The organism is Methylobacterium sp. 174MFSha1.1 (assembly GCF_900116815.1).
GTDB lineage: Bacteria > Pseudomonadota > Alphaproteobacteria > Rhizobiales > Beijerinckiaceae > Methylobacterium.
The window spans coordinates 22,590-48,023 of record NZ_FPCB01000008.1 but is presented as its reverse complement, the minus strand read 5'-3'; the positions used below and the strand labels follow the sequence as shown (position 1 = coordinate 48,023).

19 protein-coding genes are annotated in these 25,434 nt (G+C 72.5%); 14 read left to right on the top strand and 5 right to left on the bottom strand.

The features are described from left to right. Positions 1-57 precede the first annotated feature (57 nt). Entirely contained in the window at positions 58-954 is an 897-nt protein-coding gene (locus BM430_RS06670) for an ABC transporter substrate-binding protein (protein ID WP_244539367.1), read from the top strand. 78 nt (positions 955-1,032) lie between these two features. Beyond that, a complete protein-coding gene (locus tag BM430_RS06665) occupies positions 1,033-2,013 on the top strand; it encodes a PLP-dependent cysteine synthase family protein (protein WP_093566471.1) in 981 nt (326 codons plus the stop codon). A gap of 185 nt (positions 2,014-2,198) precedes the next feature. Here BM430_RS06665 and BM430_RS06660 read toward each other — a convergent pair whose 3' ends face one another. Then, the gene (locus BM430_RS06660) at positions 2,199-3,152 is read right to left on the bottom strand and encodes an alpha/beta fold hydrolase (protein ID WP_093566470.1); all 954 of its coding nucleotides are present in this window, start codon (positions 3,150-3,152) and stop codon (positions 2,199-2,201) included. A gap of 583 nt (positions 3,153-3,735) precedes the next feature. Here BM430_RS06660 and BM430_RS06650 point away from each other — a divergent pair. The 4 genes from BM430_RS06650 to BM430_RS06635 are packed head-to-tail and all read left to right on the top strand — an operon-like array spanning position 3,736 to position 7,254. Beyond that, complete coding sequence (locus tag BM430_RS06650) at positions 3,736-4,284, top strand: OsmC family protein (protein WP_093566469.1); 549 nt, start codon at positions 3,736-3,738, stop codon at positions 4,282-4,284. Between the two features lie 42 nt (positions 4,285-4,326). Continuing rightward, positions 4,327-5,403, top strand: coding sequence for an ABC transporter substrate-binding protein (locus BM430_RS06645; protein ID WP_093566468.1), 1,077 nt, complete (start codon positions 4,327-4,329; stop codon positions 5,401-5,403). Between the two features lie 10 nt (positions 5,404-5,413). After that, positions 5,414-6,409 carry an ABC transporter permease gene (locus tag BM430_RS06640; RefSeq protein WP_093566467.1) on the top strand — a complete coding sequence of 332 codons (996 nt, stop codon included), beginning with the start codon at positions 5,414-5,416 and terminating at the stop codon, positions 6,407-6,409. Beyond that, the gene (locus BM430_RS06635) at positions 6,403-7,254 is read left to right on the top strand and encodes an ABC transporter ATP-binding protein (protein ID WP_093566466.1); all 852 of its coding nucleotides are present in this window, start codon (positions 6,403-6,405) and stop codon (positions 7,252-7,254) included. The genes BM430_RS06640 and BM430_RS06635 overlap by 7 nt, the downstream gene beginning before the upstream one ends. 218 nt (positions 7,255-7,472) lie before the next feature. On the opposite strand, the gene BM430_RS06630 is transcribed toward BM430_RS06635, so the two are convergent. The 3 genes from BM430_RS06630 to BM430_RS06620 form a co-directional block, all read right to left on the bottom strand. Continuing rightward, the gene (locus BM430_RS06630; protein WP_093566465.1) at positions 7,473-9,740 is read right to left on the bottom strand and encodes an HAD-IIIC family phosphatase; all 2,268 of its coding nucleotides are present in this window, start codon (positions 9,738-9,740) and stop codon (positions 7,473-7,475) included. A 129-nt stretch (positions 9,741-9,869) separates the two neighbouring features. Beyond that, complete coding sequence (locus BM430_RS06625; protein ID WP_093566464.1) at positions 9,870-12,299, bottom strand: penicillin-binding protein 1A; 2,430 nt, start codon at positions 12,297-12,299, stop codon at positions 9,870-9,872. 193 nt (positions 12,300-12,492) lie between these two features. Continuing rightward, entirely contained in the window at positions 12,493-13,806 is a 1,314-nt protein-coding gene (locus tag BM430_RS06620) for an N-acetylmuramoyl-L-alanine amidase (RefSeq protein ID WP_093566463.1), read from the bottom strand. A 761-nt stretch (positions 13,807-14,567) separates the two neighbouring features. Here BM430_RS06620 and BM430_RS06615 point away from each other — a divergent pair. From BM430_RS06615 to BM430_RS06580, 8 genes are all read left to right on the top strand, one after another. Further along, the gene (locus BM430_RS06615) at positions 14,568-17,981 is read left to right on the top strand and encodes an Rne/Rng family ribonuclease (protein WP_093566462.1); all 3,414 of its coding nucleotides are present in this window, start codon (positions 14,568-14,570) and stop codon (positions 17,979-17,981) included. A 308-nt stretch (positions 17,982-18,289) separates the two neighbouring features. After that, a complete protein-coding gene (locus BM430_RS06610) occupies positions 18,290-19,609 on the top strand; it encodes a methyl-accepting chemotaxis protein (RefSeq protein ID WP_093566461.1) in 1,320 nt (439 codons plus the stop codon). Positions 19,610-19,759: 150 nt separating this feature from the next. Continuing rightward, positions 19,760-20,149: a YciI family protein gene (locus BM430_RS06605; protein ID WP_093566460.1), complete on the top strand. Its 390-nt coding sequence runs from the start codon at positions 19,760-19,762 to the stop codon at positions 20,147-20,149. Beyond that, positions 20,146-21,423 carry an RNA polymerase sigma factor gene (locus BM430_RS06600; RefSeq protein WP_093566459.1) on the top strand — a complete coding sequence of 426 codons (1,278 nt, stop codon included), beginning with the start codon at positions 20,146-20,148 and terminating at the stop codon, positions 21,421-21,423. Before BM430_RS06605 ends, BM430_RS06600 begins: the two co-directional genes overlap by 4 nt. Positions 21,424-21,520: 97 nt before the next feature. Beyond that, positions 21,521-21,931 carry a VOC family protein gene (locus tag BM430_RS06595; protein ID WP_093566458.1) on the top strand — a complete coding sequence of 137 codons (411 nt, stop codon included), beginning with the start codon at positions 21,521-21,523 and terminating at the stop codon, positions 21,929-21,931. Positions 21,932-21,991: 60 nt separating this feature from the next. Beyond that, the gene (locus tag BM430_RS06590; protein WP_093566457.1) at positions 21,992-22,456 is read left to right on the top strand and encodes an SRPBCC family protein; all 465 of its coding nucleotides are present in this window, start codon (positions 21,992-21,994) and stop codon (positions 22,454-22,456) included. Positions 22,457-22,474: 18 nt separating this feature from the next. Beyond that, the gene (locus BM430_RS06585; RefSeq protein ID WP_093566456.1) at positions 22,475-22,951 is read left to right on the top strand and encodes a VOC family protein; all 477 of its coding nucleotides are present in this window, start codon (positions 22,475-22,477) and stop codon (positions 22,949-22,951) included. Positions 22,952-23,015: 64 nt separating this feature from the next. Next, positions 23,016-24,419, top strand: a complete 1,404-nt coding sequence (locus BM430_RS06580; RefSeq protein ID WP_093566455.1) for a sulfatase family protein — start codon at positions 23,016-23,018, stop codon at positions 24,417-24,419. A gap of 225 nt (positions 24,420-24,644) precedes the next feature. Here the strand turns inward: BM430_RS06580 and BM430_RS06575 are convergent, their stop codons facing one another. Continuing rightward, positions 24,645-25,433, bottom strand: coding sequence for a class I SAM-dependent methyltransferase (locus tag BM430_RS06575; protein WP_093566454.1), 789 nt, complete (start codon positions 25,431-25,433; stop codon positions 24,645-24,647). Between the last annotated feature and the right edge of the window lies 1 nt (position 25,434).

The following is a 25,434-nucleotide window of genomic DNA, read 5'->3' as shown; positions in this document are numbered from 1 at the left end:
TCCCCCGTGAGTCTCTTCCCGAGTTTGCGGCGCCGACTCCTGTCGCTCCTCCTCGGCGTGGCCTGCGCCGGCGCGATCCTGCCGGCTGCGGCGCAGGGCACCCCCTTCGACCTCGGGCCCGAGCAGCCCGGCCGGGTCCGCGCCGAGGCCGACCCGGCGGCGATCGCCCGGATCCCCAGGGGATACCGGTTCGTCGCACCCGGAACCCTCACGGTGGCGATCACCCCGGGCGGCCCCCCGCTCGGCACCTACGCGACCGATGCGAAGACCGTCATCGGCGCGGATCCCGACTTCGCCCAGCTCGTCGCCGACAGCCTCGGCCTGAAGCTCGCCCTCGTCCCGGTGGCCTGGGCCGACTGGCCGCTCGGCCTTGCCTCGGGCCGCTACGACGCGGTGATCTCGAATGTCGGCGTCACCGAGCAGCGCAAGGAGAAGTTCGACTTCTCGACCTACCGGCAGGGCCTGCACGGTTTCTTCGTGCGCGCCGACAGCAGGATCGAGCCTATCCGCGAGCCGAAGGACGCGGCGGGGCTGACGATCAGCGTCGGCGGCGGCACCAACCAGGAGCGCATCCTGGTCGAGTGGAGCCGGCAGAACGTGGCGGCGGGCTTGAAGCCCATCGACCTGCAGCTCTTCGACGACGAGGCCGCGCGCCTCGTCGCCTTGCGCTCGCGCCGGGCCGACGCGGTCGTGCAGCCGCACGCCCAACTCGTCTTCGTGGCGGCCCGCGACCGGGACATCCGGCGGGTCGGCACGCTCAGCGCCGGCTGGCCGCTCACATCCGACGTGGCGATCGCGACCCGAAAGGGCAGCGGCCTCGTCGATGCGCTGACGCAGGCCACCAACGGCCTGATCGCGAACGGGAAATATCGTCAGGCCCTGGCGCGGTGGGGCCTGGAGGAGGAGGCGCTGCCGCACTCCGAGACCAACCCGCCCGGCCTGCCGAAATACTGACGCGATGGCGTCCCGCGATCCGGATGTCCGCGTACCGGCCGACTCGGACAGGCCGGGAGGGGGAAGAAAGCAGAGGACATGGACGATCCGCACCCTCATTTCGGCGCCCTCATCGGCGACACGCCGCTCCTCGAGCTCCGGCGCTTTTGCGAGCGGCGGAGCCTTCGGGCCCGCATCCTGGCCAAGGTCGAGGCGCTGAATCCGGCGGGCAGCATCAAGGACCGCACCGCCTGGGGCATCGTCCGCGCCGCCGAGGCCGAGGGCCGGCTCGCGCCGGGGCAGCTCCTCGTCGACCTCACCAGCGGCAATACGGGAATCGGCCTCGCGGCGCTCGCCGCGGCCCGGGGCTACCGGGCGAAGTTCTACCTGCGCGCCTCGACAAGCCGCGAGAAGGTCGCGCTCATCCACCGCTACGGCGCCGAGACCGTGCTCATCGACGACGCGGAGTTCCTGGCGCCCGGCGGGGTCGACGCGATCATCGACCGCGTGCGGCGCGACAATCCCGACGCCTTCTACACGAACCAGCGCGCCAACCCGGCCAATCCCCGGATCCACCACGACACCACCGGCCCCGAGATCTGGCGCGATACGGACGGTGCCGTCGACATCCTGGTCGCGGCGATCGGGACCGGCGGCACGATCTCGGGCACCGGCCGGTTCCTCAAGGCGCGCAAGCCGGGCGTGACGGTGGCGGCGGTCGAGCCGGCACCCGGGTCGGTCCCGACGCGCGAGCAGCCGCATGTCGACACCGTCGAGGGCGTGCACCGCGTGACCGGGGTCGAGGCGGGTCTGCTGCCGGCGAACTTCGACGCGGGCGTCGTCGACGCGTTCATCCCGTGCGAGACCCGCGAGGCACGGGCGGCGGCACGAGCGCTCGCCCGCGAGGAGGGCCTGTCCGCGGGGCCCTCCTCCGGCGCGGTCCTGCACGCGGCCACCATGCTCGCCGGACGCCGGGAGCATGCCGGGCGAACGATCGTCGCGATCTTCGCCGATGGCGGCGAGCGCTACCTGTCCCAGGACCGGGCGGACGCGATCGAATCGGCAGTCGAACGGCCGTAGGCGCTGTCTCCCCGGATCACGCCGCCGAAGGCTCGTCCCGGTGCTCGTCCGTCGGCATCGGGGGGCGGAAGCGGCCCTCGCGGGCACGGGTCCTCGCGTCGGCGCCGCACCCGCGATGCACAGGGCCGCCCCATCGGCGGCGATGCGAGACGCCGCGGTGGCCCCGACCCTTCGGGCCGCGCTCGTCAGGCTTTGCCGGCGGCGGCCACGAAGGCGGCGAGTTCGCGCCCGAAGCGCTCCGGCTCCTCGTAGAACGGGCTGTGCCCGCTCTCCTCGAAGACGGAAAGACGGCGCCCGGGCTTGAGAGCCCGGATCCGCTCCGCCATCGCCGGGCGGACGAGGCGGTCATGGGCGCCGTGCGTCAGCAGGACGGGGCCATCGTAGGCCGCGAAGACGGGTTCGAGATCGGGGATCGGGGTCCTCACGAAGCCCTCGTTCGCCGCACGCGCCGTCATGCCGTTGACGACGAGCATCCGCTGAAAGTCGCGGTCGGAGGGCGGGCGGTGGAAGCAGGCGGCGAGGAAGTCGGCCGTCGCGGCGACACGCGTCGCCAGGTCGGGCGAGGTCGCCGTCGTGGTGAAGGAACCGGCGAGCGGCGTGAGGAGGTCCGGCGACAGCTTGGTCACGGCATCGACGAGGTTGACGCCGGCGATCCCCGCGGGATCGTACTTGCGAAGATACGCTCCGGCGACGTAGCCGCCGAGCGACCAGCCGACGAGGACGGGACGGCGCAGCCTGGCCGCGGCGATCACCGCGGCGACGTCCTCGGCCCAGAGGTCGGGGTCGGCATAGGAAGCGGGCGCGTCCGGCTTGCCGGAATCGCCGTGCCCGCGCAGGTCGAAGCGCACGAGGCGAAACGCCCCCAGCGCCGGATCGGCGAATTGCTTGTCCCAGCTCAGGCGGCTCTGCCGCAGGCCGTGGACGAAGAGGATCTCGGGCGCACCCGGATCGCCTGCGGCCTCGCCCGCGAGTGCCGTCCCGTCGGCCGAGCGGGCGACGAACGCCTCGCGGTCCGTCGTCCGGGACGTATCGCCGGTCGTGGCCCGCGCCGGTGCGCCGGCCCGGGCCATCCGAGGCGGCAGGGCCGCCGCGCCGAGGGCGGCGAGGGTGGTGACGAGGCGGCGGCGGGTCTGGTCCATGGCGCATATCCGATTGTTTAGTGATCAATACTCTACCGCCGCGACTGACTGCGTCAAGCTGCGTTTAGTGATCGCTATGAAACGGGATGCGCCAGGGCGCGACGGACGGCCGTGGAGTGTCGACGAACGCCGCGATCGACACCGCGATACGGCTGTTCTGCCGCCACGGCGACGACGGCGTCTCGATCGGGGATCCGACGAAGGCGATCGGAATCGCCCCACCGAGCCCGTACGCCGCCTCCGGCAGCAGGACGGGCGTCTACCGTCCAAGACTGTCCGTCCCGGAGCGGCCGCACGAGGGCGCACCACCGCCTCGGCTTCGGCCTCGCACAGGCCCTGGGGCGAAGGCCTGCTCATTCATACGACGTCCGAACTGATCGTCCGGAAATCGTATCACAGGGCGGATGCGACCCGGAGAGAAGAAATCACCTGCCTTTCCGCCGCTCCTCGAACGCCCGTTCCTATAATTGCAAATATAAAATAATCTCGTTTCGTTGACGACCGCCATCAGCAACGACACAATTACCGCCTCGCAACAGATCTAGCGCGAACGGCAGCCGCGGGCTGCACGCATGAGGTCGGCATGACGTCGCTCGACGAATATTTAGTGGAGAAGCGCGCCGCGGTGGCGGCGCGGGAGAGGCGGATCGAGGCCGGGAGCCTGGGCGCGATTCCGCTCGCCGCGCAGGTCAGCGTCGAGGGCCGCAGCGGCGTGCGCCGGATCCGGATCCGCGACCACCAGGTCGTCACCGACTCCCCGCCGGACTTCGCCGGCTACGACCTCGGCCCCGGTTCGCCGGAGCTGCAGCTCGGCATCCTCGGCAGCTGCCTCGCCCATTCCTACCTGATCCAGGCCGCGCGCCTCGGCGTGCCCCTCGACGCGGTGGACGTCACGGTGAGCGGGCAGCTCGATGCCCGCGCCGGCCGGCCCGGCTTCGAGGCGGTGCCGGTGAACCCGCACGACCTCGCCTACACGGTGAGGATCGTCTCGGCGGCCCCCCGCGAGGCGGTCGCCCGTCTCGAGGCCGAGGTCGATCGCGCCTGCCCGATCCTCAACCTCCTGCGCTCGCCGCAGACATTGCGCGGCACGCTCGATCACCGCGCGCCCGACGCATCCGCGCAAGCCGCCTGACGCTCTCACCCCCGCCGAAGCCTCCCCGACAAGCCCCGGACGATGACGCTCCCTCCCCTCTCCCACACCCGCCGCCGCTTCCTCGCCCGCGCCGGCACCCTTGGCCTGGCCGCGCCGCTCGGCCTCGTCGGCTCGCCCTCCTCGGCCGGGCTCCTGCCAGTGCCGGACCTCGCCGGCGCGCCGATCTGCCGGGTCGCGGCCGAGGGGCCGGCCGCCGGCGGCGCCCCGCGCCCGATCAAGCTCGCCTGGAACGCCTCGGCGATCTGCACCGCCGCCGCCCCCGTCGCCAAGGAGAGCGGGGTGTTCGCCCGGCACGGGCTCGACGTCGAGTTCGTCAATTTCGGCGGCTCGACCGAGCAGCTGCTGGAGGCGATCGCGACCGGCAAGGCGGATGCCGGCATCGGCATGGCGCTCCGCTGGCTGAAGCCCCTGGAGCAGGGCTTCGACGTCAAGGTCACGGCGGGCATCCACGGCGGCTGCATGCGGCTCTTGGGTGCCAGGTCGGCCGGGGCGACCAGCCTGGACTCGCTGAAGGGCAAGGTGATCGCGGTGAGCGACCAGGCCTCGCCGGCCAAGAACTTCTTCAGCCTGCTTCTCGCCAAGCGCGGCATCGATCCCGAGCGCGAGGTCGAGTGGCGGGTCTATCCCCTCGATCTCCTCAACCTCGCGGTCGAGAAGGGCGAGGCCCAGGCGCTCGCCGACGGCGACCCGCGCACCTTCCTGTGGGCGAAGGACACCCGCCTGACCGAAATCGCCAACAATCTCTCGGCCGAGTACCACGACCGCACCTGCTGCATCCTGGCGCTGCGCGGCTCGCTGGTGCGCGACGAGCGCCCGGTGGCGGCGTCCCTCACCCGGGCGTTGCTCGAGGCCGGCACCCGGGTCGCGCACGATCCCGACTACGCCGCCAAGGTCTATGCCGGCTACGGCGGCAAGGGCTCGGTGGACGAGCTCGCCGCGATGCTGCGCAGCCACACCCACCATCACCACCCCCTCGGGGCGGAGCTCAAGCAGCAGATCGCCGCCTATATCGACGAGCTGAAGACCGTGAAGGTGATCCGCGCCCGCACCGACGCGAAGCAATTCGCCGAGCGCGTCTACGCCGACGTCCTGAGCTGAGGCGGCTTCCATGAGCGACATCGCGCTTCCCCGGACGGACGGCGCCGTCCGGCGCCCCGCCTTCCTGCCGGCGCCCGCCTCGGTCGCGGCCTCCGCCGCCTGGATCGGGCTCTCCGCCCTCGTCGCGCTGCCGCCCGACCTCGGGGATTTCGGCCTCACCCGCGAACTCGCCATCGGCCTCGCCGGGTTCGGGGCCGTGATCCTGGCGGCGGGCTTCCTGCGCCCCGGCGAGGCCGGCCTCGCCCGGCGGATCCAGGGCTGGTCGCCCTGGCTGATCGTGCTCGCCGCCCTGCTAGGTCTATGGGAGGTGGCGACCGCCAAGCGTGCCTGGCTGCCGATGCCGTTCTTCCCGCCGCCCCAGGCGATCCTGGAGGTCTTCGTCGAGGATTACGCGCGGCTCGCCGACAGCGTCTGGCATTCCCTGCGGCTGCTGGCCGGGGGCTACGCCCTCGGGGCGCTCGCCGGCTTCACCCTCGGCGTCGCGGTCGGCTGGTCGCGGGGCGTCGGCTACTGGGTGCATCCGGTATTGCGCTTCGTCGGCCCGCTCCCGGCCACCGCCTGGCTGCCCCTCGCCTTCTTCGTCTTCCCGTCGAGCGGCTCGGCCTCGACCTTCCTCGTCGCGCTCGCCACCGGCTTTCCCGTCACGGTGCTGACCTGGTCGGGCATCGCGGGGGTCAACAAGGCGTATTACGACGTCGCCCGGACGCTGGGGGCCCGCGAGGGGTTCCTGATCCTCCGCGTGGCGATCCCGGCGGCCCTGCCGCACGTCTTCGTCGGGCTGTTCATGGGGCTCGGCAGCTCCTTCGCGGTGCTGGTGGTCGCCGAGATGCTCGGCGTGAAGGCGGGTCTCGGCTGGTACCTGCAATGGGCGCAAGGCTGGGCCGCCTACGCCAACATGTACGCGGCGCTCGCCGTGATGGCACTCGCCTGCTCGGGCCTGATCACCCTGCTGTTCCGCCTGCGCGACCGTCTCCTGTCCTGGCAGAAGGGCCTCGTCCAATGGTAGCCGGCCTGATCGCACGATCCGAAGCGCCCGCTTTCGTCCCTGCGAAGCCTCTCGCCCGCGGCGCCGCCCTCTCGCTGCGCGACGTGCGCCACGCCTTCGCGCTGAAGAAGGCGCCCCTCCCGGTCCTCGACGGCGTGTCGTTCGACGTCGAGCCCGGCGCCTTCGTGGCCCTGCTCGGGCCGTCCGGCTGCGGGAAGTCGACGCTCCTGCGCCTCGTCGCCGGGCTCGAGCCGCCGAACGAGGGGCGGATCGCCGTCGACGGCTCGGCCTTGCGCGGCCCCCACCCGTCCCGCGGCCTCGTGTTCCAGGATCCGACGCTCTATCCCTGGCGCAGCGTCCTCGGCAACGTCGCGATCGGGCCGGAGGCCCGCGGGCGGGCCCGGGCGGAACGCAGCCGGGTGGAGGAGGCGCTGGCCCTCGTCGGGCTGTCGGGCTTCGCCGACGCCTTCCCGCACCAGCTCTCGGGCGGCATGGCGCAGCGGGTGGCGCTGGCCCGGGCCCTCGTCAACGCTCCGCCGCTGCTGCTGCTCGACGAGCCTCTCGGCAAGCTCGACTCGCTGACCCGCCTGACGATGCAGGCCGAGCTGGTGCGGCTGTGGCAGAACAAGGGCTTCACCGCGCTCCTGGTGACCCACGACGTCGAGGAGGCGCTGATGCTGGCCCAGCGCATCCTGGTCTTCTCGGACCGGCCGGCCCGCATCCGGGCCGACATTTCCTGCGACCGGCCCTATCCGCGCCACCGCGAGGACCCGGGCGTGGTCGCCGACCGGCGCACGATCCTGGATCTTCTCGGAATCGCCCCGGGTTTCGCGGAGGCTCCAACTTCCGAGAGGATGGAGCCGTGACGAAGCGAACGACCCCGTTTTCCCTCGAGGTGGGCGAGCTTGCGGTGCGGATGGTCCGCAAGCACGAAGACGAGCACGGCGCGCACCGGGATCTTCCGCTTGCGAGAACGGGCCGCCCACATGGGGATCCCGGATCTCCTCTCGCTGACGCTGCACTCGTCCGGGAAAGGGGGGGAGTTCGAAGCGGAATGTCCCAAGCTCTTACCCGATAGAAAACCTCACCGCCGCCCCAGCCCGAACAGCCGCTTGGTCCATCCCAGGCCCCCGGCGCGGGCCGGGGGTGCGGCCGGGCCCGAGGCATCGTTCGCCGCCCGCTTCAACCCGATCTCCGGCGTCACCGCGACGTGGGCGGGCGCGACGACGTCCTGGTCCGGCGCGAGCCGGAAGGCGGGGCCGTCGCTCTCCTCCATCCGGGCGAAGCCGGCGCGCGCGAACACCTCGCGGCAGGGCCCGTTCGCCGACGTCTCGATCAGGCGGCCGGTGATGGCGGCGGCCGGCCGGGTCTCGCGGAGCCGGGCGCAGAGATAGGCGAGCGCCGCCTTCTCGACCTCCATGCCGAGCACCCGGCAGCTCATCACGAACTGCACCACCTCGGCACCGCCCTCGCCGGCCTTGGCGTAGAGGATGCCGACGAGGCCGTATTCCGAAAACTTGTCCTTGACCGTGAAGGCGTGGATCTCGCCGCCCTCGGCCAGGAAGGCCAGGATCTCGGGATGGGTCCAGCGCCGGCCCGTCGTATTGAACTGGTTGGTCTTGTTGGTGAGCTCCAGCACCCGGGGGAATTCCGGCTGGTCGGGCTCGGTGACGCGGGTGAAGGCGACCGCGCAGCCGAGGCCGGCGAGGAATTCCTCGCGGCTGAGCTTCGCCCGGGTCTCCTCGCGGGCGACCTGGTTGCGGATCGAGGTCTCGCGCAAGGCGGCCTCGGCCGAGAGCCGGGGCAGCTGCAGCTCGGGCGCCCAGAGCAGGATGCGCCGGGTGAGGTAGGGATTCGAGCCGATGGTGCGGATCTCCGGCAGGGCGTGGCGCACCGCCTCCCGCTCGACCGGGTTGTCGTCGACGAACACGACGCTCTTCGGCGTCAGGTTGAAGGCGCGGCAGATCTCGGCGACGTTCTCGGCCTTCGGCTGCCAGTTGATCCGGGTCAGCGCGAAATCGGACAGCTTCAGGAACGGCGGGTCGACGACGTTGTCCCAGTGCGCCTCGACGATGTGGTGGTCGTTCTTGGAGCAGATTGCGACCAGGATGCCGCGGGCGCGCAGGTGCTGGATCGCCTCCCAGATCCCGTTCTGCCAGCCGCCGCGCGGCCAGGGGAAGCGGTCGGGGTGGAAGTCCTCGGCGATCAGGCCGCGCCAGAGCGTGTTGTCGAGGTCGAAGATCACCGCCTTGACCTGGTCGATCTGCCGGACCGTGCGGTAGGTCGCCACCGCCTGCTCGTAGACCGCGAGCAGGAATTCGCGCTGGCGCGACTCGTAGAAGGTGTTGATGAGCGGCACCGGCTCGATCCGGGCCGCGGGCACCAGGTCGACCCCGTCCTGCTGGACGTTGGAGCCGTGGGCGTAGAAGCCGGTGATGTCATCGAGGAAGTAGCGCTTGCCGAGGCTCGCTGCGACGGCGTCGACGTCGCACAGGAAGACGTTCTGGTACGGCTTGATGGCCTGCGCGATGTAGTGGTTCAGCCGCCGGATCAGGTAGGCGAGGTCGCCGTCGGCCGAGCGGCGGTCGAGGCTCGCCGCGATGTCGAGCTGCGGCACGACGAAGGTCGCCACGAAGGTCAGGAGCCCGTGCGCCCGGTTATAGGCGAGCCCGGCCTCCAGCATCGCGTCGATCATCACGCAGCCGTCCCGATAGGTCTCATCGAGGAAGGCCGGATCGAAGATGCGCCCGCCGGTGATAATGCGGTCGGTCAGCACCGTGCGCAGCGGGATCTGCAGGTACTGGAAGTCGTACGACCCGACCGGATGGGGCGGGTTCGCCGGCAGGTCGCTGGCGCTGTTGAACAGCACGTAGTCGAAGGCGACCTCGGGAATCGCCTGGGCATAGGTGCGGTGGTAGAGCTCGGTCAGGCACGAGCCGACGAGGAGCACCCGCGTGAGGCCGGTCGGCGTGACCTGGAGGTCGCGGGGAAACAGGAACTCGCCCGCCGGCAGCCCGGCCTGGCCGCCGAAGCCGAGATGCCCGTCGGGCGTGCACTCGTAGAGCAGTGCCTCCCGGCCCGGATCCTCGACCCCGCGGAGCGCGACGTGCAGGCTGCCGTCGCGGACGTAGAGGTGGTCGGCGCGCCAGGATTCCTGTCCCTTGGCCGAGGAGAGGCGGAACTCCTCGGCCTCGATCGACCAGCGGTCGCCGCCGAGCGGGCTGTCGCCGGTGATCGCGCCGTCGGGGGCGAAGTAGACGTTCGCCGAGAGCGGGTGACCGTCTACGGTCGCGAAGGCCCACCGGGTCGTCACGAGCTTCTGGGTCGGGAGGCTTTTGCCAAGATTCAGCATCGCGGGAGGTCGTCCGTCTCGCGGCGGGGCTCCCGTGCCGATCGCCGCACGATGGCCCTCACGCCGGCATGCGTGTCCGAATGGGACGGGCGGCGCGCCGGTGCGCGCCGCCTCGCCGTTTCGAGTCCGTCAGTACAGCCCGCCGGCCTGCGCCGCCCGGTCGGCATCCGCCGGCACCGCGGCCGGGGCGGCCGGCTGGGAGCTCGCCGGGGCCGAGTAGCTGTCGGGCGGGGCGGTGCCGGGCTTGAACGCCTCGAGCAGCCCGCCCTCCGAGCCGCCGGCGCGGGTGCCGGAGGCGGCGTTGACGCGGATCAGCTTGATGCCCGGGGGCACGCGGAACGGCGTCGGCGGCTTGTCCTTCAGGGCGGCCTTCAGGAAGTCGCGGGCGATCGGGGCGGCGAGCCCGCCGCCGGTGGCGCTGTCGCCGAGCGAGCGGGGCTTGTCGTAGCCGATATAGATGCCCACCGCGAGGTCGGGCGAGAAGCCGACGAACCAGGCGTCCTTCGAGTCGTTGGTGGTGCCGGTCTTGCCGGCGAGCGGCTTGCCGATCTCCTTCAGGATGGTGGCGGTGCCGCGCTGGACCACGCCCTCCATGATCGAGACGATCTGGTAGGCGGTGAGCGGGTCGAGGACCTGCTCGGAATCGTCGACCAGCTTCGGCTCGTCCTGGCCCGACCACTTCTCGGCGTCGCAGCCGATGCACTTGCGGGTGTCGTGGCGGTAGATGGTCTCGCCGTTGCGGTCCTGGATCCGGTCGATCAGGGTCGGGCGGATGCGCCGGCCGCCGTTGTCGAGCATCGAGTAGGCGGTGACCATCCGCATGACGGTGGTCTCGCCGGCCCCGAGCGACATCGGCAGGACGGGCAGCATGTCGTCGTAGACGCCGAAGCGGCGGGCATACTCGGCGATCAGCGGCATGCCGACATCCTTGGCGAGCCGCACCGTCATCAGGTTCTTCGAGTGCTCGATGCCGTAGCGCAGGGTGTGGGGGCCGCCGCCGGCCTTGCCGCCGTAGTTCGTCGGGGTCCAGGCCTCCTGGCCGGGGCCCGCCTCGATGGTGATCGGGGTGTCGAGCACCATCGAGGACGGAGTGTAGCCGTTGTCGAGCGCCGCCGAGTAGACGATCGGCTTGAACGACGAGCCGGGCTGCCGCATCGCCTGGGTGGCGCGGTTGAACTCGCTCTCGTCGTAGGAGAAGCCGCCGACCATCGCGTGGACGCGGCCGGTATACGGATCCATGGCGACGATGGCGCCGGAGACCTCCGGGATCTGGCGCAGGCGGTAGGCGTTGCCGGCCCCCTCCATGCGCTCGACATAGACCACGTCGCCGGAATTGAGCGCCGCCGCGACGCTGCGGCCGGTCCAGCGGACGCCCTCCGCGCCGATGATCCCGGTCTCGCGGTCCTTCGAGACCTGGCCCGAGCTCTCGCGCTTCGGCTGCAGGCCGATCGTGGCGCGGCCGCCCGAGGTGTCGAGCACCACCGCCAGGCGCCAGGGCTGCACGTCGCCGAGCGCCGGCACCTCGGCCACCGCCATGCCCCAGTCGCGGCCGGCGAGCTCGACACGGCTCTTCGGCCCGCGCCAGCCGCGGGCCTGGTCGTAGCGGACGAGGCCGTCGACGAGGGCGCGGCGGGCCATCGCCTGCATCTTCGGGTCGAGGGTGGTGCGCACCGACAGGCCGCCCTCGTAGAGCTTCTTCTCGCCGTAGCGCTCGGAGATCTCGCGGCGGACCTCCTCGGCGAAGTAGTTCGCGTTGGCGGTGTTCGGCGAGACGCTGCGCGGGTTGACGCCGAGCGGGAGCTTGCGCTCCGATTCGGCCTCCTCCTTCGTGATGTACCCGTTCTGGGCCATCAGGCCGATGATCTCGTTGCGGCGCGCGAGCGCCTGCTGGGTGCGGCGATAGGGGTGATAGTTGTTCGGGCCCTTCGGCAGCGCCGCGAGGTAGGCCGCCTCGTGGATCGTCAGCTCGTGGACCGACTTGCCGAAATAGTCGAGGGCGGCGGCCGCGATGCCGTGCAGGTTGCGGCCCGGCACGATCGTGCCGAGGAAGATCTCGTTGAGGTAGAGCTCGAGGATCTTGTCCTTCGAGTAGGTCGATTCGATGCGCAGGGCGATCAGCGCCTCGCGGACCTTGCGGTCGAGGGTCTGCTCGGAGGAGAGCAGGAAGTTCTTGGCGACCTGCTGGGTGATGGTCGAGGCGCCCTGCTTCTTGCCGCTCGAGGCGTTGGTCAGGATCGCCCGGACGATGCCCTCGGGGTCGATGCCGCCGTGCTTGTAGAAGTTCTTGTCCTCGGCCGACAGGAAGGCCGCGATGACGATCTTCGGCATCGCCTGGATCGGCAGGTAGAGCCGGCGCTCGCGGGCGTACTCGGCGAGCAGGCTGCCGTCCGCGGCGTGGACGCGGGTCATCACCGGCGGCTCGTAATTGGCGAGCGCCGCGTGGTCGGGCAGGTCGCGCGAGTACTTCCAGAAGAAGTAGCCACCCGCCGCGGCACCGACGACGACCGCCATCGCCGCGATGCTGAACAGGAAGCCGAAGAAGCGGAGGATGAAGCGCATCGAAACCCGATCCGTCGATGATGCCGCGCGGCCCAACAGGGCCCGAAACTCAAGCCCGAGGCAACGCCCGGGCACGGCTCCTCACGGAAACGCGACAGCCATGGCGACGCGGGACGCCGTTCCCGCGCTTAGCGGAAGAGGCGTGCGAAAGCCAGGACAGCGAGGGGCCGACGAGGCCCTATCGACACGGGATCTATGGTGAAACTGGGGCGGGTCCGATCTGGGCGGCGCGCCCGATCCGGGGAACGTCCGCCCCGCGGGCGGTCACGGCGGCCGGCAGGCGGCCGGCGAAGAAAGCCTCGATCGCCCCCGCCATCTGGCCGGTGACGTTGGCGCGCCACTCGTCGGAGAGCAGGAGATCGAGGTCGCGCTTGCTCGACAGGTAGCCGAGCTCGACCAGCACCGAGGGCACGTCGGGCGAGCGCAGCACCCGGAACCCCGCCTCGCGGTGGGGCTTCACGCTCATCTCCATCACGCCGGAGAGACGCGTCAGCAGGCCCTTGGCGAAGCGGGCCGAGAAGCCGCGAGTCTCGCGCAGGGTGAGTTCCTGGAGGATGTCGGCGACGTCGGCCGGGCCGTCGCCCTGGTCGGCGCCGGCCGTCGCGTCGGCCTTGTTCTCGCGGTCGGCGAGACGGGCCGATTCGGCGTCGGTCGCCTTCTCCGAGCCGGTATAGATGGTGGCGCCGCGCACCTGCGGCGCGGCCGAGATCGAATCGGCGTGGATCGACACGAACAGGTCGGCGCGGGCGTCGCGGGCGATGCGCACCCGCTCGTTGAGCGGCACGAACACGTCGCGGTCGCGGGTCATCTGGACCCGGATCCGGCCGCCGGCCTCCAGGCGCTGGACCAGCCCCTGCGCGACCCCGAACACGATGTCCTTCTCGTAGACGCCGGGGCCCGCGATGGCGCCGGGATCGATCCCGCCATGGCCGGCATCGACGATGACGAGGGGGCGGGGATCGACACCGTCGCGGGCGGGCGCCTCCGCCGCGCGGGCGGGCTCGGGGGCTTGCGCGGCGCGGCGGAAGGCGTCGCGGTCGCTGCGGGTGAGATCGATGGTGAGCAGGGTCGCCCCGTCCCGCGGGCGCGTGGTCGTGGCGACCCGCGCCACGGTCGCGGCCTGGGCGAGGTCGATGACGATGCGCGAGCGCCCGGGGGCGAACAGGCCGTAGCGGTAGGAGGCGACGAGGCCGTCGCGCTTGCGCCCCGCCTCGGGGGGCAGCTGGAAATTGACCTCGGGCAGGTCGACGATCGCCCGGTCCGGCCGCTCCATCACGAAGGCCCGCGCCTCGACGGGGCGCGACAGCACGACCGTCAGGCGGGTGCCGCCCTCCGGCGAGGCGGCCGTCTCGGCGGCGATGGCCACCGCCGGCCGCTCCGCCGCGGGGCGGTCCGCGGCGGCGCCCGGCACCGACGGGGTGGCGCCCGCAGTTGCCGGCAGGACGAGGCCCGCGGCCAGAAGAGCGGCGCGGACGAGAAGGCGGATCGGACGTGCGCGTGTCGGCATGGTCTCGCGGCGACCTCAGGCGGCATCCCGGTTACGCGATAACCGCGCCATGGTTAACGCATCGCAAAGGCGTTCGGATCGCCGGCGCCGCGCTGTGGCCGCGCGGGTACACAGGGGATGGCGGGGTCGCCCGCCTGCGACCCGGTGATGATGCTTGCAAATTCCGGCGGACACTCTGTAATGATGGTGACCCCTGCCCGTTGCCGCCGGCTTTTCGCCGCGGACCTCGGGCTCGCCCGGGCGCTCCCGGAGCGGCTTCGGCGCTGGCCGGCCGCCGGCGGATCGTCCGACGATCTCGCGAGCCGGGCAGGTGTCGCTGATCCGCGACGGCGTTCGTGAACGTCGTCGCCCGTTTTTACCGGCGGCCGGACCTTCGCGTCCCGGCGCCTCGATTCGAAAGGTCGGTGGGAGTATGCGTGGACGCACAGCCTTCGGTCTCGAAGCTGCCGTCCCCGGCGCACGCGTCCGGCGTCGCGCCCGTCCGCGCCCCCTGCCCCCGGCCCTCGTCAACCCCTCGCGCGCGTGGATGCGCGCAGCGGCGATTGACGGCACCCCCCGCACGACATCATCCGCCGCGCCCGACCGGGCCCGGCACGGGACAGCCCTCCCGGCGCAGGATTCCGCGCCCGGGGCGGCACCGGACTACGGAGGCTCGTCCTCCCGCGCACGGCCAGGATCCCCGGGGCTCACAGCCTCGGGGTCCGCTCCCGGATGCCCCCGTCCAGCGGCGCTGCCGTTGATCGCCATGCCGAAAGTTCGTCATGGCCAACAAGATGCTCATCGATGCCGCCCACCCGGAAGAGACCCGGGTGGTGACGGTCAAGGGTTCGAAGGTCGAGGAATTCGACTTCGAATCGGCTAGTCGCCGCCAGCTGCGCGGCAACATCTACCTCGCCAAGGTCACGCGGGTCGAGCCGTCGCTGCAGGCCGCCTTCGTCGAGTACGGGGGCAACCGCCACGGCTTCCTCGCCTTCAGCGAGATCCATCCCGACTATTACCAGATCCCGATCGCCGACCGGATGGCGCTCCTCGAGGAGGAGGCGCGGGCCGAGCGCGAGCACGAGGAGCGCCCCGAGCGCCAGGAGCGCAGCGAGCGTCCGGAGCGCGGGGAGCGCAGCGACCAGCCGCGCCGCCGGCGCCGCCGCGGCCGCCGGGCCGAGGCCTCGTCGCGCCCGGCCGACGCCGTGGTGACCGCTCCCGCCGGGGTGGCGCAGGAGACCGGCCAGGAATCCGGCATCCATGAATCCGGCACCCAGGATTCCGGCACCCAGGATTCCGGCACCCAGGATTCCGGGACCGAGTCGACCGGCTGGCAGGACGCGCATCCCCAGGCGATGGTCGGGGAGGAGACGTTCGCGCAGGAGGCCCCCGCGCAGGAGGCCTCTGGTGGAGAGGCCCCGCGGCCGGAGGGCTTCGAGCCCGGGACCGGCGAGCATCCGGCGCAGGAGACCGCCTCGGCGGGCGAGTCGCAGGACCGCGCCGAGGCGCCGGCCGGGGACGTTCCCGCCCAGGAAACCCCGGTCCACGAGCAGCCGGCTCAGGAGCACCCGGCTGAGGAGATTTCGGCCGAGGCGGCGTCCCCGCAGGACGCCCCGGCCGCCGAGGCTCACGGGCAGGCCGACGCGACGCCGGCTCGCGAGGCCGCCCCGGCCCAGGACAATGTGAGCGGCAGCGTGGCCGACCTCGCGCCCGAGCCTCCGGCGGCGATCGCCGCGGCCGTCTCGGCGGAGCCCGCGCCCGTCGCGGTCGCCGCCGACGAGGCGCCCGCGTCCCAGGCCGCCGAGCCCGCACCCGCGGCGTCCGACGAGGGCATCCTGCCCCAGCCCGTCGCCGCCTCGCAGCCGGTCGATGCCGCGGAGGCGGAGGCCGCCGAGGATGAGGACGAGTCCGACGAGGACGACGATTCGGACGAGGACTCGGACGACGACGCCGACGAGTCCGACGATGAGGACGAGGACGAGGACGACGGGGAAGACGAGGAAGACGACGAGGATCACGAGGAGCCGGTCGTCGAGCAGGTCGGCGGCCGCGGCGACGCGCTGGCCGAGATCCCCGAACGCCCCCGCACCCCGCGCCGGCACTACAAGATCCAGGAGGTGATCAAGCGCCGGCAGGTCATCCTGGTCCAGGTCGTCAAGGAGGAGCGCGGCACCAAGGGCGCGGCGCTCACCACCTACCTGTCGCTGGCGGGCCGCTACTCGGTGCTGATGCCCAATACCGGGCGGGGCGGCGGCATCTCGCGCAAGATCACCAGCGCGGCCGACCGCAAGCGCCTGAAGGAGATCGCCACCGACCTCGAAGTGCCCGAGGGGATGGGCGTCATCCTGCGCACGGCCGGTGCCTCGCGCACCAAGCCGGAGATCAAGCGCGACTTCGAGTACCTGATGCGGCTGTGGGAGAGCGTGCGCGAGCTCACCCTGTCCTCCGCCGCGCCGGCGCTCGTCTACGAGGAGGGCTCGTTGATCAAGCGCGCCATCCGCGACCTCTACAACAAGGACATCGACGAGGTTCTGGTCGCGGGCGAGGACGCCTACCGCGAGGCCAAGGACTTCATGCGGATGCTGATGCCGACGCAGTCGAAGGTAGTGAAGCCCTACCGCGACCCGACGCCGGTCTTCGCCCGCTTCGGGATCGAGCAGCAGCTCGACGCGATGTTCTCCAACCACGTCTCGCTGCGCTCGGGCGGCTACCTCGTCATCAACCCGACCGAGGCGCTGGTCTCGATCGACGTGAACTCCGGGCGGGCGACCCGCGAGCACGACATCGAGGACACCGCGTACAAGACGAACCTGGAGGCCGCCGAGGAGGTGGCGCGCCAGCTGCGCCTGCGCGACCTCGCCGGCCTCATCGTCATCGACTTCATCGACATGGAGGAGAAGCGGAACAACCGCGCCGTCGAGAAGAAGCTGAACGAGTGCCTGAAGAACGACCGCGCCCGCATCCAGGTCGGCCGGATCTCGCCCTTCGGCCTGCTCGAGATGTCGCGCCAGCGCATCCGCACCGGCGTGCTCGAATCCTCCTCGGTGCCCTGCCCGCATTGCGGCGGCTCGGGCTTCGTGCGGGCGACCGCCTCGGTGGCCCTGCTGATCCTGCGGGCGATCGAGGAAGCGCTGATCAAGTCGAGCAGCCACAACCTGATCCTGCGCACCCGGACCGAGGTGGCGCTCTACATCCTCAACCAGAAGCGCGCCCACCTCTCCGAGCTCGAGGCGCGGTTCGGCGTCGCGATCATCATCGCGGCCGACGAGCGGCTGCCCGCCACCTCGGCCTTCCACCTCGAGCGCGGCGACATCGCCCAGCGACCCGAGCCGCGCCCCGTCACCAGCATCCGGGCCGAGGCGGTGCTGCCGCCCGAGCTGGAGGAGGATGACGAGGACGAGGAGGAGATCGTCGAGGAGGCCGAGGGCGAGACCGAGGGCGACGCCGAGGCGGATGCCGAAGGCGAAGGCGAGGCGGAGTCCGCCGAGGGCGCGCCCGGCGACGACGAGGGCGCGGGCAAGCGCCGCCGCCGCCGGCGCCGCCGGCGCGGGGGCCGGGGCGAGCGCGGTGCCGACGAGGCCGAGGGCCATGACGAGGCTGACGAGGCCGCCGGCGAGGCTGTCCAGGCCTCCGAGGCGGGCGTCGAGCAAGGGTCTGGGCAGGGATCCGGGCAAGCATCCGGAGCGGTGTCGATCCCGATCACCGAGGACGGCGCGGCGCCCGAGCGCGAGAGCCGCGAGGAGGCCCTGAGCCGGCGCCGCCGGCGCGGACGCCGCGGCGGCCGCGGGCGCGACCGCTTCGAGGAGAGCGTCGGCACGATCGGCGACGAGGTCGTGGCCGGGGCCGAGCCGGGCGAGACCGGCGGCAGCCTGGTGCAGGATGCCCTCGCCGAGGAGATCGTCGCCCTCGACGAGATCGCCGGGCCAGCACCCGAGGCGGTCGGCAGCCCGGTCGCCGCACCGGATCTCCCCGCAGTGGAGCGCGAGGCCCTGACCGCCGAGGCGATCGAGGCCCCGACCGGCGGCTTCGAGCCCGCCCGGGCGGCGGACGCCCCGCCGGCCCCCGAGGCGGCTCCTGCCCCCGCGCCGGAGCCCGAGCCGGAGCCGGTGGCGGTCGTGCTGACCCCGCCCGATCCGGACCGTCCGAAGCGGGCCGGCTGGTGGTCCCGCACCAAGGCGGCGATCGGCGGCGAGTGACCGGTCGCGGGACGGGCATCCGGCCCGTCCCGCCCACACCATGGCGATTCACGGCGGGCCGTGCTCCGAACAGGGGCGCGGCCCGCTCCGTTTCGGCCGCCGGCCGTTGTCCGGCACGCTCAATCCGGCGCCTGGACCGACGAGCATAGTAAGAGTGCGCTGTGAATCGCCGCGGCGGGTCCTTGCGTCAGATCGTGTACAATGACGCTGGGTCAAATAGCGCGCTAAATGCGAAGTGCCGGCGTGCTGTTAACCGAACCGATACGGGACTCGCACGAAATCATCGTGTTGCCTCGCGAGTCGTCACCATGTTCCGCTTCAGCCCAGCCCCCGCGCCCGCGCCCGTCGAGACACCCGAGATGGTCGAGGAACGGCTTTCCGGCCTGGTCGACAGGGCCGGCGCCGGCACCGAGCTGGGGACCGGCCGGCTGGCGAGTGCGCTCGCCCGCCTCGTTCGCCAGATGCGCGGGGCGGCGGCCTCCGATCTCGGCAGCACGGCCCGCGTCGCCGCGGAGGCCTCCGAGGCGGCCACGGTGCTCGGCTGGATGACCCACGACGCCAGCGAGATCGCCGGGCAGACCCGCGCCATGGCGGCGGCGGTCGAGCAGGTCGCGGCCTCGACCCGGGAGCTCGCCGGCCGCTCGCAATCCAGCGCCGACGTCGCCGAGCAGGCGAGCGGCGGCATCGCGGCCTGCGCCGCCGACATGCGCGAGGCGAGCCGCACCATGGCGGCGATCGAGACCCATGCCGGGCAGATCGAGCAGCGCCTGACCGGCTTCGAGGGCGCGGCGCTCCAGATCCAGGAGATGGCGGGCACGATCGAGGCGATCTCGAGCCAGACCAACCTGCTCGCGCTGAACGCCACGATCGAGGCGGCGCGGGCCGGCGAGGCGGGCCGCGGCTTCGCGGTCGTCGCGGCGGAGGTCAAGCAGCTCTCCGGCCAGACCGCGCGGGCCACCGAGCAGATCCGCGGCCGTCTGGCGGTGCTGCTCCAGGAGCTGGCCGCCATCCAGGCCGCCGTGGCCGAGAGCCGCCACGCCGTGGCGAGCGGCACCGCCGCGGTCGGCCGGGTCGAGGCCCGGGTGGCGCAGGAGGGCCAGGCCGTGGCCCGCTCGGCGGAAGGGATCCGGGCGCTCGCCGAGGTCCTGGGCCAGCAGGAGGCCGCCACCGCCGAGATCTCGGCGGGCGTGCAGCAGGTCGCCGGCAAGGCGCAGAAGACCCGCACCGAGATCGACGGGCTGATGGCGGTCCTGGTGCGGGCCGAGACGGCGGCGCAGGACGCGCTCGCGGCCGGGGCCGCCCGCGGCTTGCCGGCCTACGCGCTGGTGCGCCTGCCGGCCGACATGGGCGTGTGGAAGCGCCGCCTCGCCGCGGCCCTGGTCGGGCTTGGGCCCGTCGGTGCGGCTTTGCCGCCCTTCCGCGACGCCGCGGCGGATCTCGGGGTGGATGCCGCCGACCCCGCCGCCGCCCGGCTCATCGCGGCCGGCGCCGAGGCGCATCGCCACGCCGCCGCCCTGGCCGACGCGCTGGGTCAGGGTGCCTGGGACCGGGCGATCCCCGCCTTCCAGGCCTTCGAGGCCGCCGCCAAGGCGATGGTGGCCGCGGCGGACGGGATGGCGCGGCCCTGACGGAGACGTCGCCCCTATGGTCGCCCATGTGAGGCGGTCGCCCGTGTGAGGTGGCCGCCCACGTGAGGTGGTCGCCCATGTGAGGTTTTTCGGCGATCCTCGTCGGATTCGCGCCGCGCCGCGCGTCCTGGGCTCGAGGGAGGATCGACCATGCTCTACGCCATCCTGTGCTACAAGGACGAGGACGTCGTCGCCGCCTGGAGCGCGGCGGAGGACGAGGCCGTGATGGAGCGGCTCGGGCAGGTGCACGAGCGGCTGGAGCGGCGGGGCCAGCTCGGGCCCTCGCTGCGGCTCCTGCCGACCACCGCCGCCACCACCCTGCGCAAGGCGAGCGAGCCGCCGCTGGTGATCGACGGACCCTTCGCCGAGACCAAGGAGCAGCTGCTCGGCTTCTACGTCGTCGACGTCGCCGGCCTCGACGAGGCGCTGGCGGTCGCCCGCGACCTCGCGGGCGCCAATCCGGGCGGCGCCTACGAGCTGCGCCCGGTCCTGCTCTACAATCCGGACCCGCGCCCGACCGCCGCGGCGGGCACCCGGTGAGCGAGGCCTCGCCCGATGCGGCCTGGCTGGCCTGCGCCCTCGCGGCGGCGAGGCCGCGGGTAGTCGCCGCCCTGCTGCGGGTGTTCCGCGACCTCGACACCGCCGAGGAGGCCTTTCAGGAGGCGAGCCTGCGGGCCCTGCGCATCTGGCCCCGCACCGGCCCGCCGCGGGACGTGGCGGCCTGGCTGATCCTGGTCGGGCGCAACGCCGCCCTCGACGGCCGCCGCCGCGTCGCCCGCGAGGCGCCCCTGCCCGAGGACGGCGCGCTCTCGGAGCATGCCGTGTCCGACTTGGAGGATGCCGAGACGCCGCTCGCCGAGGCGATCGACGCGCAGGCTTACCGGGACGACATCCTGCGACTCCTGTTCATCTGCTGCCATCCGGAGCTGCCGGCGACGCAGCAGGTCGCCCTGGCTTTGCGCATCGTCTCGGGGCTGCCGCTCGCGCGCATCGCCCGCGCCTTCCTGGTCTCGGAGGCGGCGATGGAGCAGCGCCTCACCCGCGCCAAGGCCCGCATCGCTCGCAGCCCGGTCCCCTACGGGGCACCGGGCCCGGCCGAGCGGGCGGGGCGGCTCTCCGCCGTCGCGGCGATGCTCTACCTCGTCTTCAATGCCGGCTACTCGGCGGCGACCGGCTCGGAGCGGGCCGCCCTGTGCGACGAGGCGATCCGCCTCGCCCGCCTGCTCCTGCGGCTGTTCTCCACCGATCCGGAGGTGATGGGGCTCCTCGCCCTGATGCTGCTCCAGCACGCCCGCTCCCCGGCGCGCTTCGATCCCGACGGCGAGATCGTCCTCCTGGAGGACCAGGATCGCGGGCTCTGGCGCAAGCCCATGATCGCCGAGGGGCTGGCCCTCGTCGACAAGGCGATGCGCCACCGCTCCCCCGGCCCCTACCAGGTCCAGGCCGCGATCGCCGCGTTGCACGCCCGCGCCGGCCGGCCCGCCGACACCGACTGGGCGGGAATCGACGCGCTCTACGCCGCGCTGGAGCGGATGCAGCCCTCGCCGGTCGTGACGCTCAACCGGGCGGTCGCGACCGCCAAGGTCGGCGGTCCGGCGGCCGGGCTGGCCCTCGTCGAGCCCCTGGCCGGGCCGCTCGACGGCTACTTCCACTTCCACGGCCTGCGCGGCGCCCTGCTGATGCAGCTCGGCCGGGCTGCCGACGCCCGGGAGGCGATGGGCCGGGCGATCGCGCTCGCCGGCACCCCGGCCGAGGCCACGCATATCCGCCGCCAGCTCGACCGGCTGACGCAGGACCAGCCCGAAAAAATCTGAGAGCGCCTGTCGGAACGGGCGGGGAATGCCCGTCCTTGAAGCGAGGCCGCGGGAAAACCGGCCCATCCCGAGAGAACCGGACCGAGGAGAGGACCACATGAGCAACGACACCCCGGCCATCGCCCCCGTGAAGGGCGGCCTCGTCACCTACCTGATGCTCGACGGCGCCCTGAAGGCGGCGGAGTTCTACGCCCGCGCCTTCGGCGCCGAGATCGTCGCGGCGATGCCGGCCGACCCGCAGGGCCGGACGCCGCACGTGCACCTCCACGTCAACGGCTCGTCGCTGATGCTGAGCGACGCCTTCCCCGAGCACGGCTGCGCGCTCGTAGGCCCCCAGGCCTTCACCCTGACGCTGATGGTCGAGGACATCGACGCCCGCTACGCCCACGCCGTCGAGGCCGGGGCCACCGCCGTGATGCCGCCGGCCGAGATGTTCTGGGGCGACCGCTACGGCCAGCTGCGCGACCCCTTCGGCGTCGTCTGGGCGATGAACCAGCAGAAGCGCTGACCGTGACGCCGGGACCGGGCAGGCCGGTCCCCCTCCCCTTCTCGCGCGGAGCCCCACCCGATGACCGATCAGAGCGGACGCGACCTCGTCCTCACCCGCCTCATCCCCGCCCCGCCGGCCGCGCTCTACCGGGCCTGGACCGAGCCGGCACTGATCAAGCAGTGGTTCGCCCCCAAACCCTACACGGTCGCGGAGGCCGAGACCGAGCTCCGCCCCGGTGGTTCCACCCGCATCGTCATGCGCGGCCCGGACGGGACCGAGTTCGCCAGCAACGGCGTCTATCTCGAACTGGTCGAGAACGCCCGCATCGTCTTCACCGACGCCTATACGCGCGCCTGGGAACCGGCGGCAAAACCCTTCTTCACCGGCGTCATCACCTTCGCGCCGGAAGGGGACGCCACCCGCTACACGGCGCTCGCCCGGCATTGGACCGCGGAGGACCGCGCCGCCCACGAGGCGATGGGGTTCCACGACGGCTGGGGCCGCTGCGCCGACCAGCTCGCCGACCTCGCCGCCCGACTCTGACACGACGGAGGACACATCATGGCCAAGGTCGCCACCTGCCTGTGGTTCGAGCGCGACGGCGAGGAGGCCGTGCGCACCTACGTGTCCCTCGTCCCGGATTCGCAGATCGGGCCGATCGTCCGCGCACCCGGGCCCTGGCCCGGCGGCGCGCCCGGCGACGCGATCCTGGTGAGCTTCACCCTCGGCGGGCAGAGCTTCCAGGCGCTGAACGGCGGCATGAAGGCCGAGTACGGCACCGCCGCCTCGATCGCGGTCGCCTGCCGCGATCAGGCCGAGGTCGACCGGATCTGGGACGCCCTGATCGCCGGGGGCGGCAGCGAGATCCAGTGCGGCTGGCTGCGCGACCGCTGGGGGGTGCCCTGGCAGATTTTTCCCGAGATCCTGCCGCGGCTCCTCGCCGACCCGGACCCGGCCGTCGCCGCCCGCGTCTTTTCCGCGATGCAGGAGATGATCCGGATCGATGCCGCGGCGCTGGAGCGGGCGGCCGCCGGCTGATCGCACCCGGTTGCCCGCCGGTCCCCCGCCCCGTAGCATCGCGCTCATACAGGGGAGGAGCGGCATGGCGGGCATCACGCGCAGGCGCGTGCTGGGGAGCGCGGCCGCCGGAGCGGCGGCGTTCGCCGGGCCGCGGGCGGCCCGGGCGGCGGACCGCCCGAACATCGTCTTCATCATGGCCGACGACCTCGGCTATGCCGATGTCGCCTGTTACGGCCGGCCCGACCTCGCCACCCCGCATATCGACCGGATCGCCGCGCGGGGCGTGCGCTTCACGCAAGGTTACGCCAACTCGGCGGTGTGCTCGGCCACCCGCACGGCGCTGATCACCGGGCGTTACCAGTACCGGCTGCCGGTCGGGCTGGAGGAGCCGGTGACGACCCGCTTCGCCGGCGGCCTGCCGGCCGACCACCCGACCCTGCCGGGGCTGCTGCGCCAGGCCGGCTACCGCACGGCGCTGGTCGGCAAGTGGCATCTCGGCAGCGTGCAGGATTACGGGCCGTTGCAGCGCGGCTACGACGCGTTCTGGGGCTTTCGCGGCGGCACCATCGATTATTTCAGCCACCGCGGCACCGACGACAAGCCGGACCTGTGGGACGGCGACGTGCGGATCGAGGAGGTCGGCTACGCCACCCACCTCCTCGGCAGGCGCGCGGTCGAGACGATCGCGGCATCGGCGAAGGCCGGGCGCCCGTTCTTCCTCAGCCTGCACTTCAACGCGCCGCACTGGCCGTGGGAGACGCCCGACGACGAGGCGGAGTCGCGCCGGATCGCCGGCAGCAACCTGCGCCACTTCGACGGCGGCACTCAAGCCACCTACCGGCGCATCGTCGCCGAGATGGATACCCAGATCGGCCGCGTCCTTGACGCGCTGGAGGCGAACGGGGTCGCCGAGGACACGATCGTGGTGTTCACCAGCGACAATGGCGGCGAGCGCTTCTCCGACACCTGGCCCTTCACCGGCCGCAAGACCGAATTGCTGGAGGGCGGCCTGCGCATCCCGGCGATCGTGTCGTGGCCGCGGCGGCTCAAGGCGGGGGCGGTCTCGGACCAGCCGATGATCACCATGGACTGGCTGCCGACGCTGCTCTCCGCCGCCGGCGCGGCGCCGGACCCCGCCTACCCGTCGGACGGGATCGACCTCCTGCCGATCCTGAGCGGAGCGGCGCCGGAGCACCCGCGCACCTTCCACTGGCGCTACCGCGCCAACGCGCAAGCCGCGATGCGCGACGGCGACCTCAAGTACCTCAAGATCCGCGACCAGACCTTCCTGTTCGACGTCGTCGCCGACCCGCTGGAGCGGGGAAACCTCAAGGCCCGGCGCCCGGAGGAGTTTTCGCGGCTCCAGGCGGCGTGGCATGCCTGGAATGCCACCATGCTGCCGGAGCGGGGAGACAGCTTCTCGGAGACCTATACGGGGGCGCAGCTGGCGGACCACTTCGGGGTCGGGGCGCCGGCGGGGAAGTAGGGCTCGGCGGCGGCCTCGACTGCTGTCGACGTAGTCCTGTCCTGTTGGCCCCACGTCATCCCGGGGCCGCGCAGCGGAACCCGGGATCCATAACCGCTGACGGTTCAGAACTGATCGGGACGCACCCCGCTTCATTCGGCGTTGTCAGCGGTTATGGATCCCGGGTTCCCGGCTGCGCCGGGCCCCGGGATGACCTCGCGGGTGTCGATTCCGTCTCTGCAGGCCTCAGCTCACCCGCTCGCACCAATACACCTGCGTCCGGTACGGAAACGTCACCGCGGCCCGCCCGGCGAGCTCCGGCGTGCGGGCGATCAGGTCGCGCACGGCCTGCGCCACCCCCGCCCGCTCGGCCTCCGGCAGCGCCGCGATGAAGCTCACCGACAGGGTGCGGTCGATGATCACCTGCTCCGGGGTGCCTTCATGGCCGTGCGCGAAGGCCTCCTCGTGCAGCGGCCCGAACCCTTCGGCCGGAAACACCTTCCGCCACGCACCGGTGTGGAAGCGCGGCGCGTCGCCCTCGTGGGCGTTCATGATCGCCGTGAGCGCCGCCACCCAGGGCGTCGCCTCGTCGCGGACGTTCCAGACGAGGCCGAAGCGCCCACCCACTCTCAACACCCGGCGGATCTCGGCGAGCGCCGCCGGCGTCGAGAACCAGTGGAAGGCCTGGGCGCAGACGAGCGCGTCGAGGCTTCCCGCCGCCAGCGGCATCGCCTCGGCGGAACCGGCCAGGGCCGTCACGCCGGGGAGCGAGGCGGCGAGCCGCGCCCGCATGGCGTCGACGGGCTCGATCGCCGTGACGGCGGCGCCGGTGGCGGCGAGCAGGCGGGTGAACTTGCCGGTGCCGGCGCCGAGATCGGCGACGCTCCGGCCGGGCCCGAGGCGCAAGCCGTCGCGCAGCCAGGTGGCGAGCGCCGCCGGGTAGTCGGGCCGGCCGCGCGCATAGGTCTCCGCCCCAGCGGAGAAGCCGCCCGCGGCGGCGGGATGCAAGTCGTTCCCAGGGTGCAGGTCGCTCATG

Coding starts and splice junctions, on each gene's coding strand:
- BM430_RS06620 (WP_093566463.1), bottom strand. CDS start 13,806: ATGCCGACACGCGCACGTCCGATCCGCCTTCTCGTCCGCGCCGCTCTT.
- BM430_RS06635 (WP_093566466.1), top strand. CDS start 6,403: ATGGTAGCCGGCCTGATCGCACGATCCGAAGCGCCCGCTTTCGTCCCT.
- BM430_RS06640 (WP_093566467.1), top strand. CDS start 5,414: ATGAGCGACATCGCGCTTCCCCGGACGGACGGCGCCGTCCGGCGCCCC.
- BM430_RS06615 (WP_093566462.1), top strand. CDS start 14,568: ATGGCCAACAAGATGCTCATCGATGCCGCCCACCCGGAAGAGACCCGG.
- BM430_RS06595 (WP_093566458.1), top strand. CDS start 21,521: ATGAGCAACGACACCCCGGCCATCGCCCCCGTGAAGGGCGGCCTCGTC.
- BM430_RS06630 (WP_093566465.1), bottom strand. CDS start 9,740: ATGCTGAATCTTGGCAAAAGCCTCCCGACCCAGAAGCTCGTGACGACC.
- BM430_RS06575 (WP_093566454.1), bottom strand. CDS start 25,433: ATGAGCGACCTGCACCCTGGGAACGACTTGCATCCCGCCGCCGCGGGC.
- BM430_RS06605 (WP_093566460.1), top strand. CDS start 19,760: ATGCTCTACGCCATCCTGTGCTACAAGGACGAGGACGTCGTCGCCGCC.
- BM430_RS06585 (WP_093566456.1), top strand. CDS start 22,475: ATGGCCAAGGTCGCCACCTGCCTGTGGTTCGAGCGCGACGGCGAGGAG.
- BM430_RS06580 (WP_093566455.1), top strand. CDS start 23,016: ATGGCGGGCATCACGCGCAGGCGCGTGCTGGGGAGCGCGGCCGCCGGA.
- BM430_RS06625 (WP_093566464.1), bottom strand. CDS start 12,299: ATGCGCTTCATCCTCCGCTTCTTCGGCTTCCTGTTCAGCATCGCGGCG.
- BM430_RS06645 (WP_093566468.1), top strand. CDS start 4,327: ATGACGCTCCCTCCCCTCTCCCACACCCGCCGCCGCTTCCTCGCCCGC.
- BM430_RS06610 (WP_093566461.1), top strand. CDS start 18,290: ATGTTCCGCTTCAGCCCAGCCCCCGCGCCCGCGCCCGTCGAGACACCC.
- BM430_RS06660 (WP_093566470.1), bottom strand. CDS start 3,152: ATGGACCAGACCCGCCGCCGCCTCGTCACCACCCTCGCCGCCCTCGGC.
- BM430_RS06650 (WP_093566469.1), top strand. CDS start 3,736: ATGACGTCGCTCGACGAATATTTAGTGGAGAAGCGCGCCGCGGTGGCG.
- BM430_RS06590 (WP_093566457.1), top strand. CDS start 21,992: ATGACCGATCAGAGCGGACGCGACCTCGTCCTCACCCGCCTCATCCCC.
- BM430_RS06665 (WP_093566471.1), top strand. CDS start 1,033: ATGGACGATCCGCACCCTCATTTCGGCGCCCTCATCGGCGACACGCCG.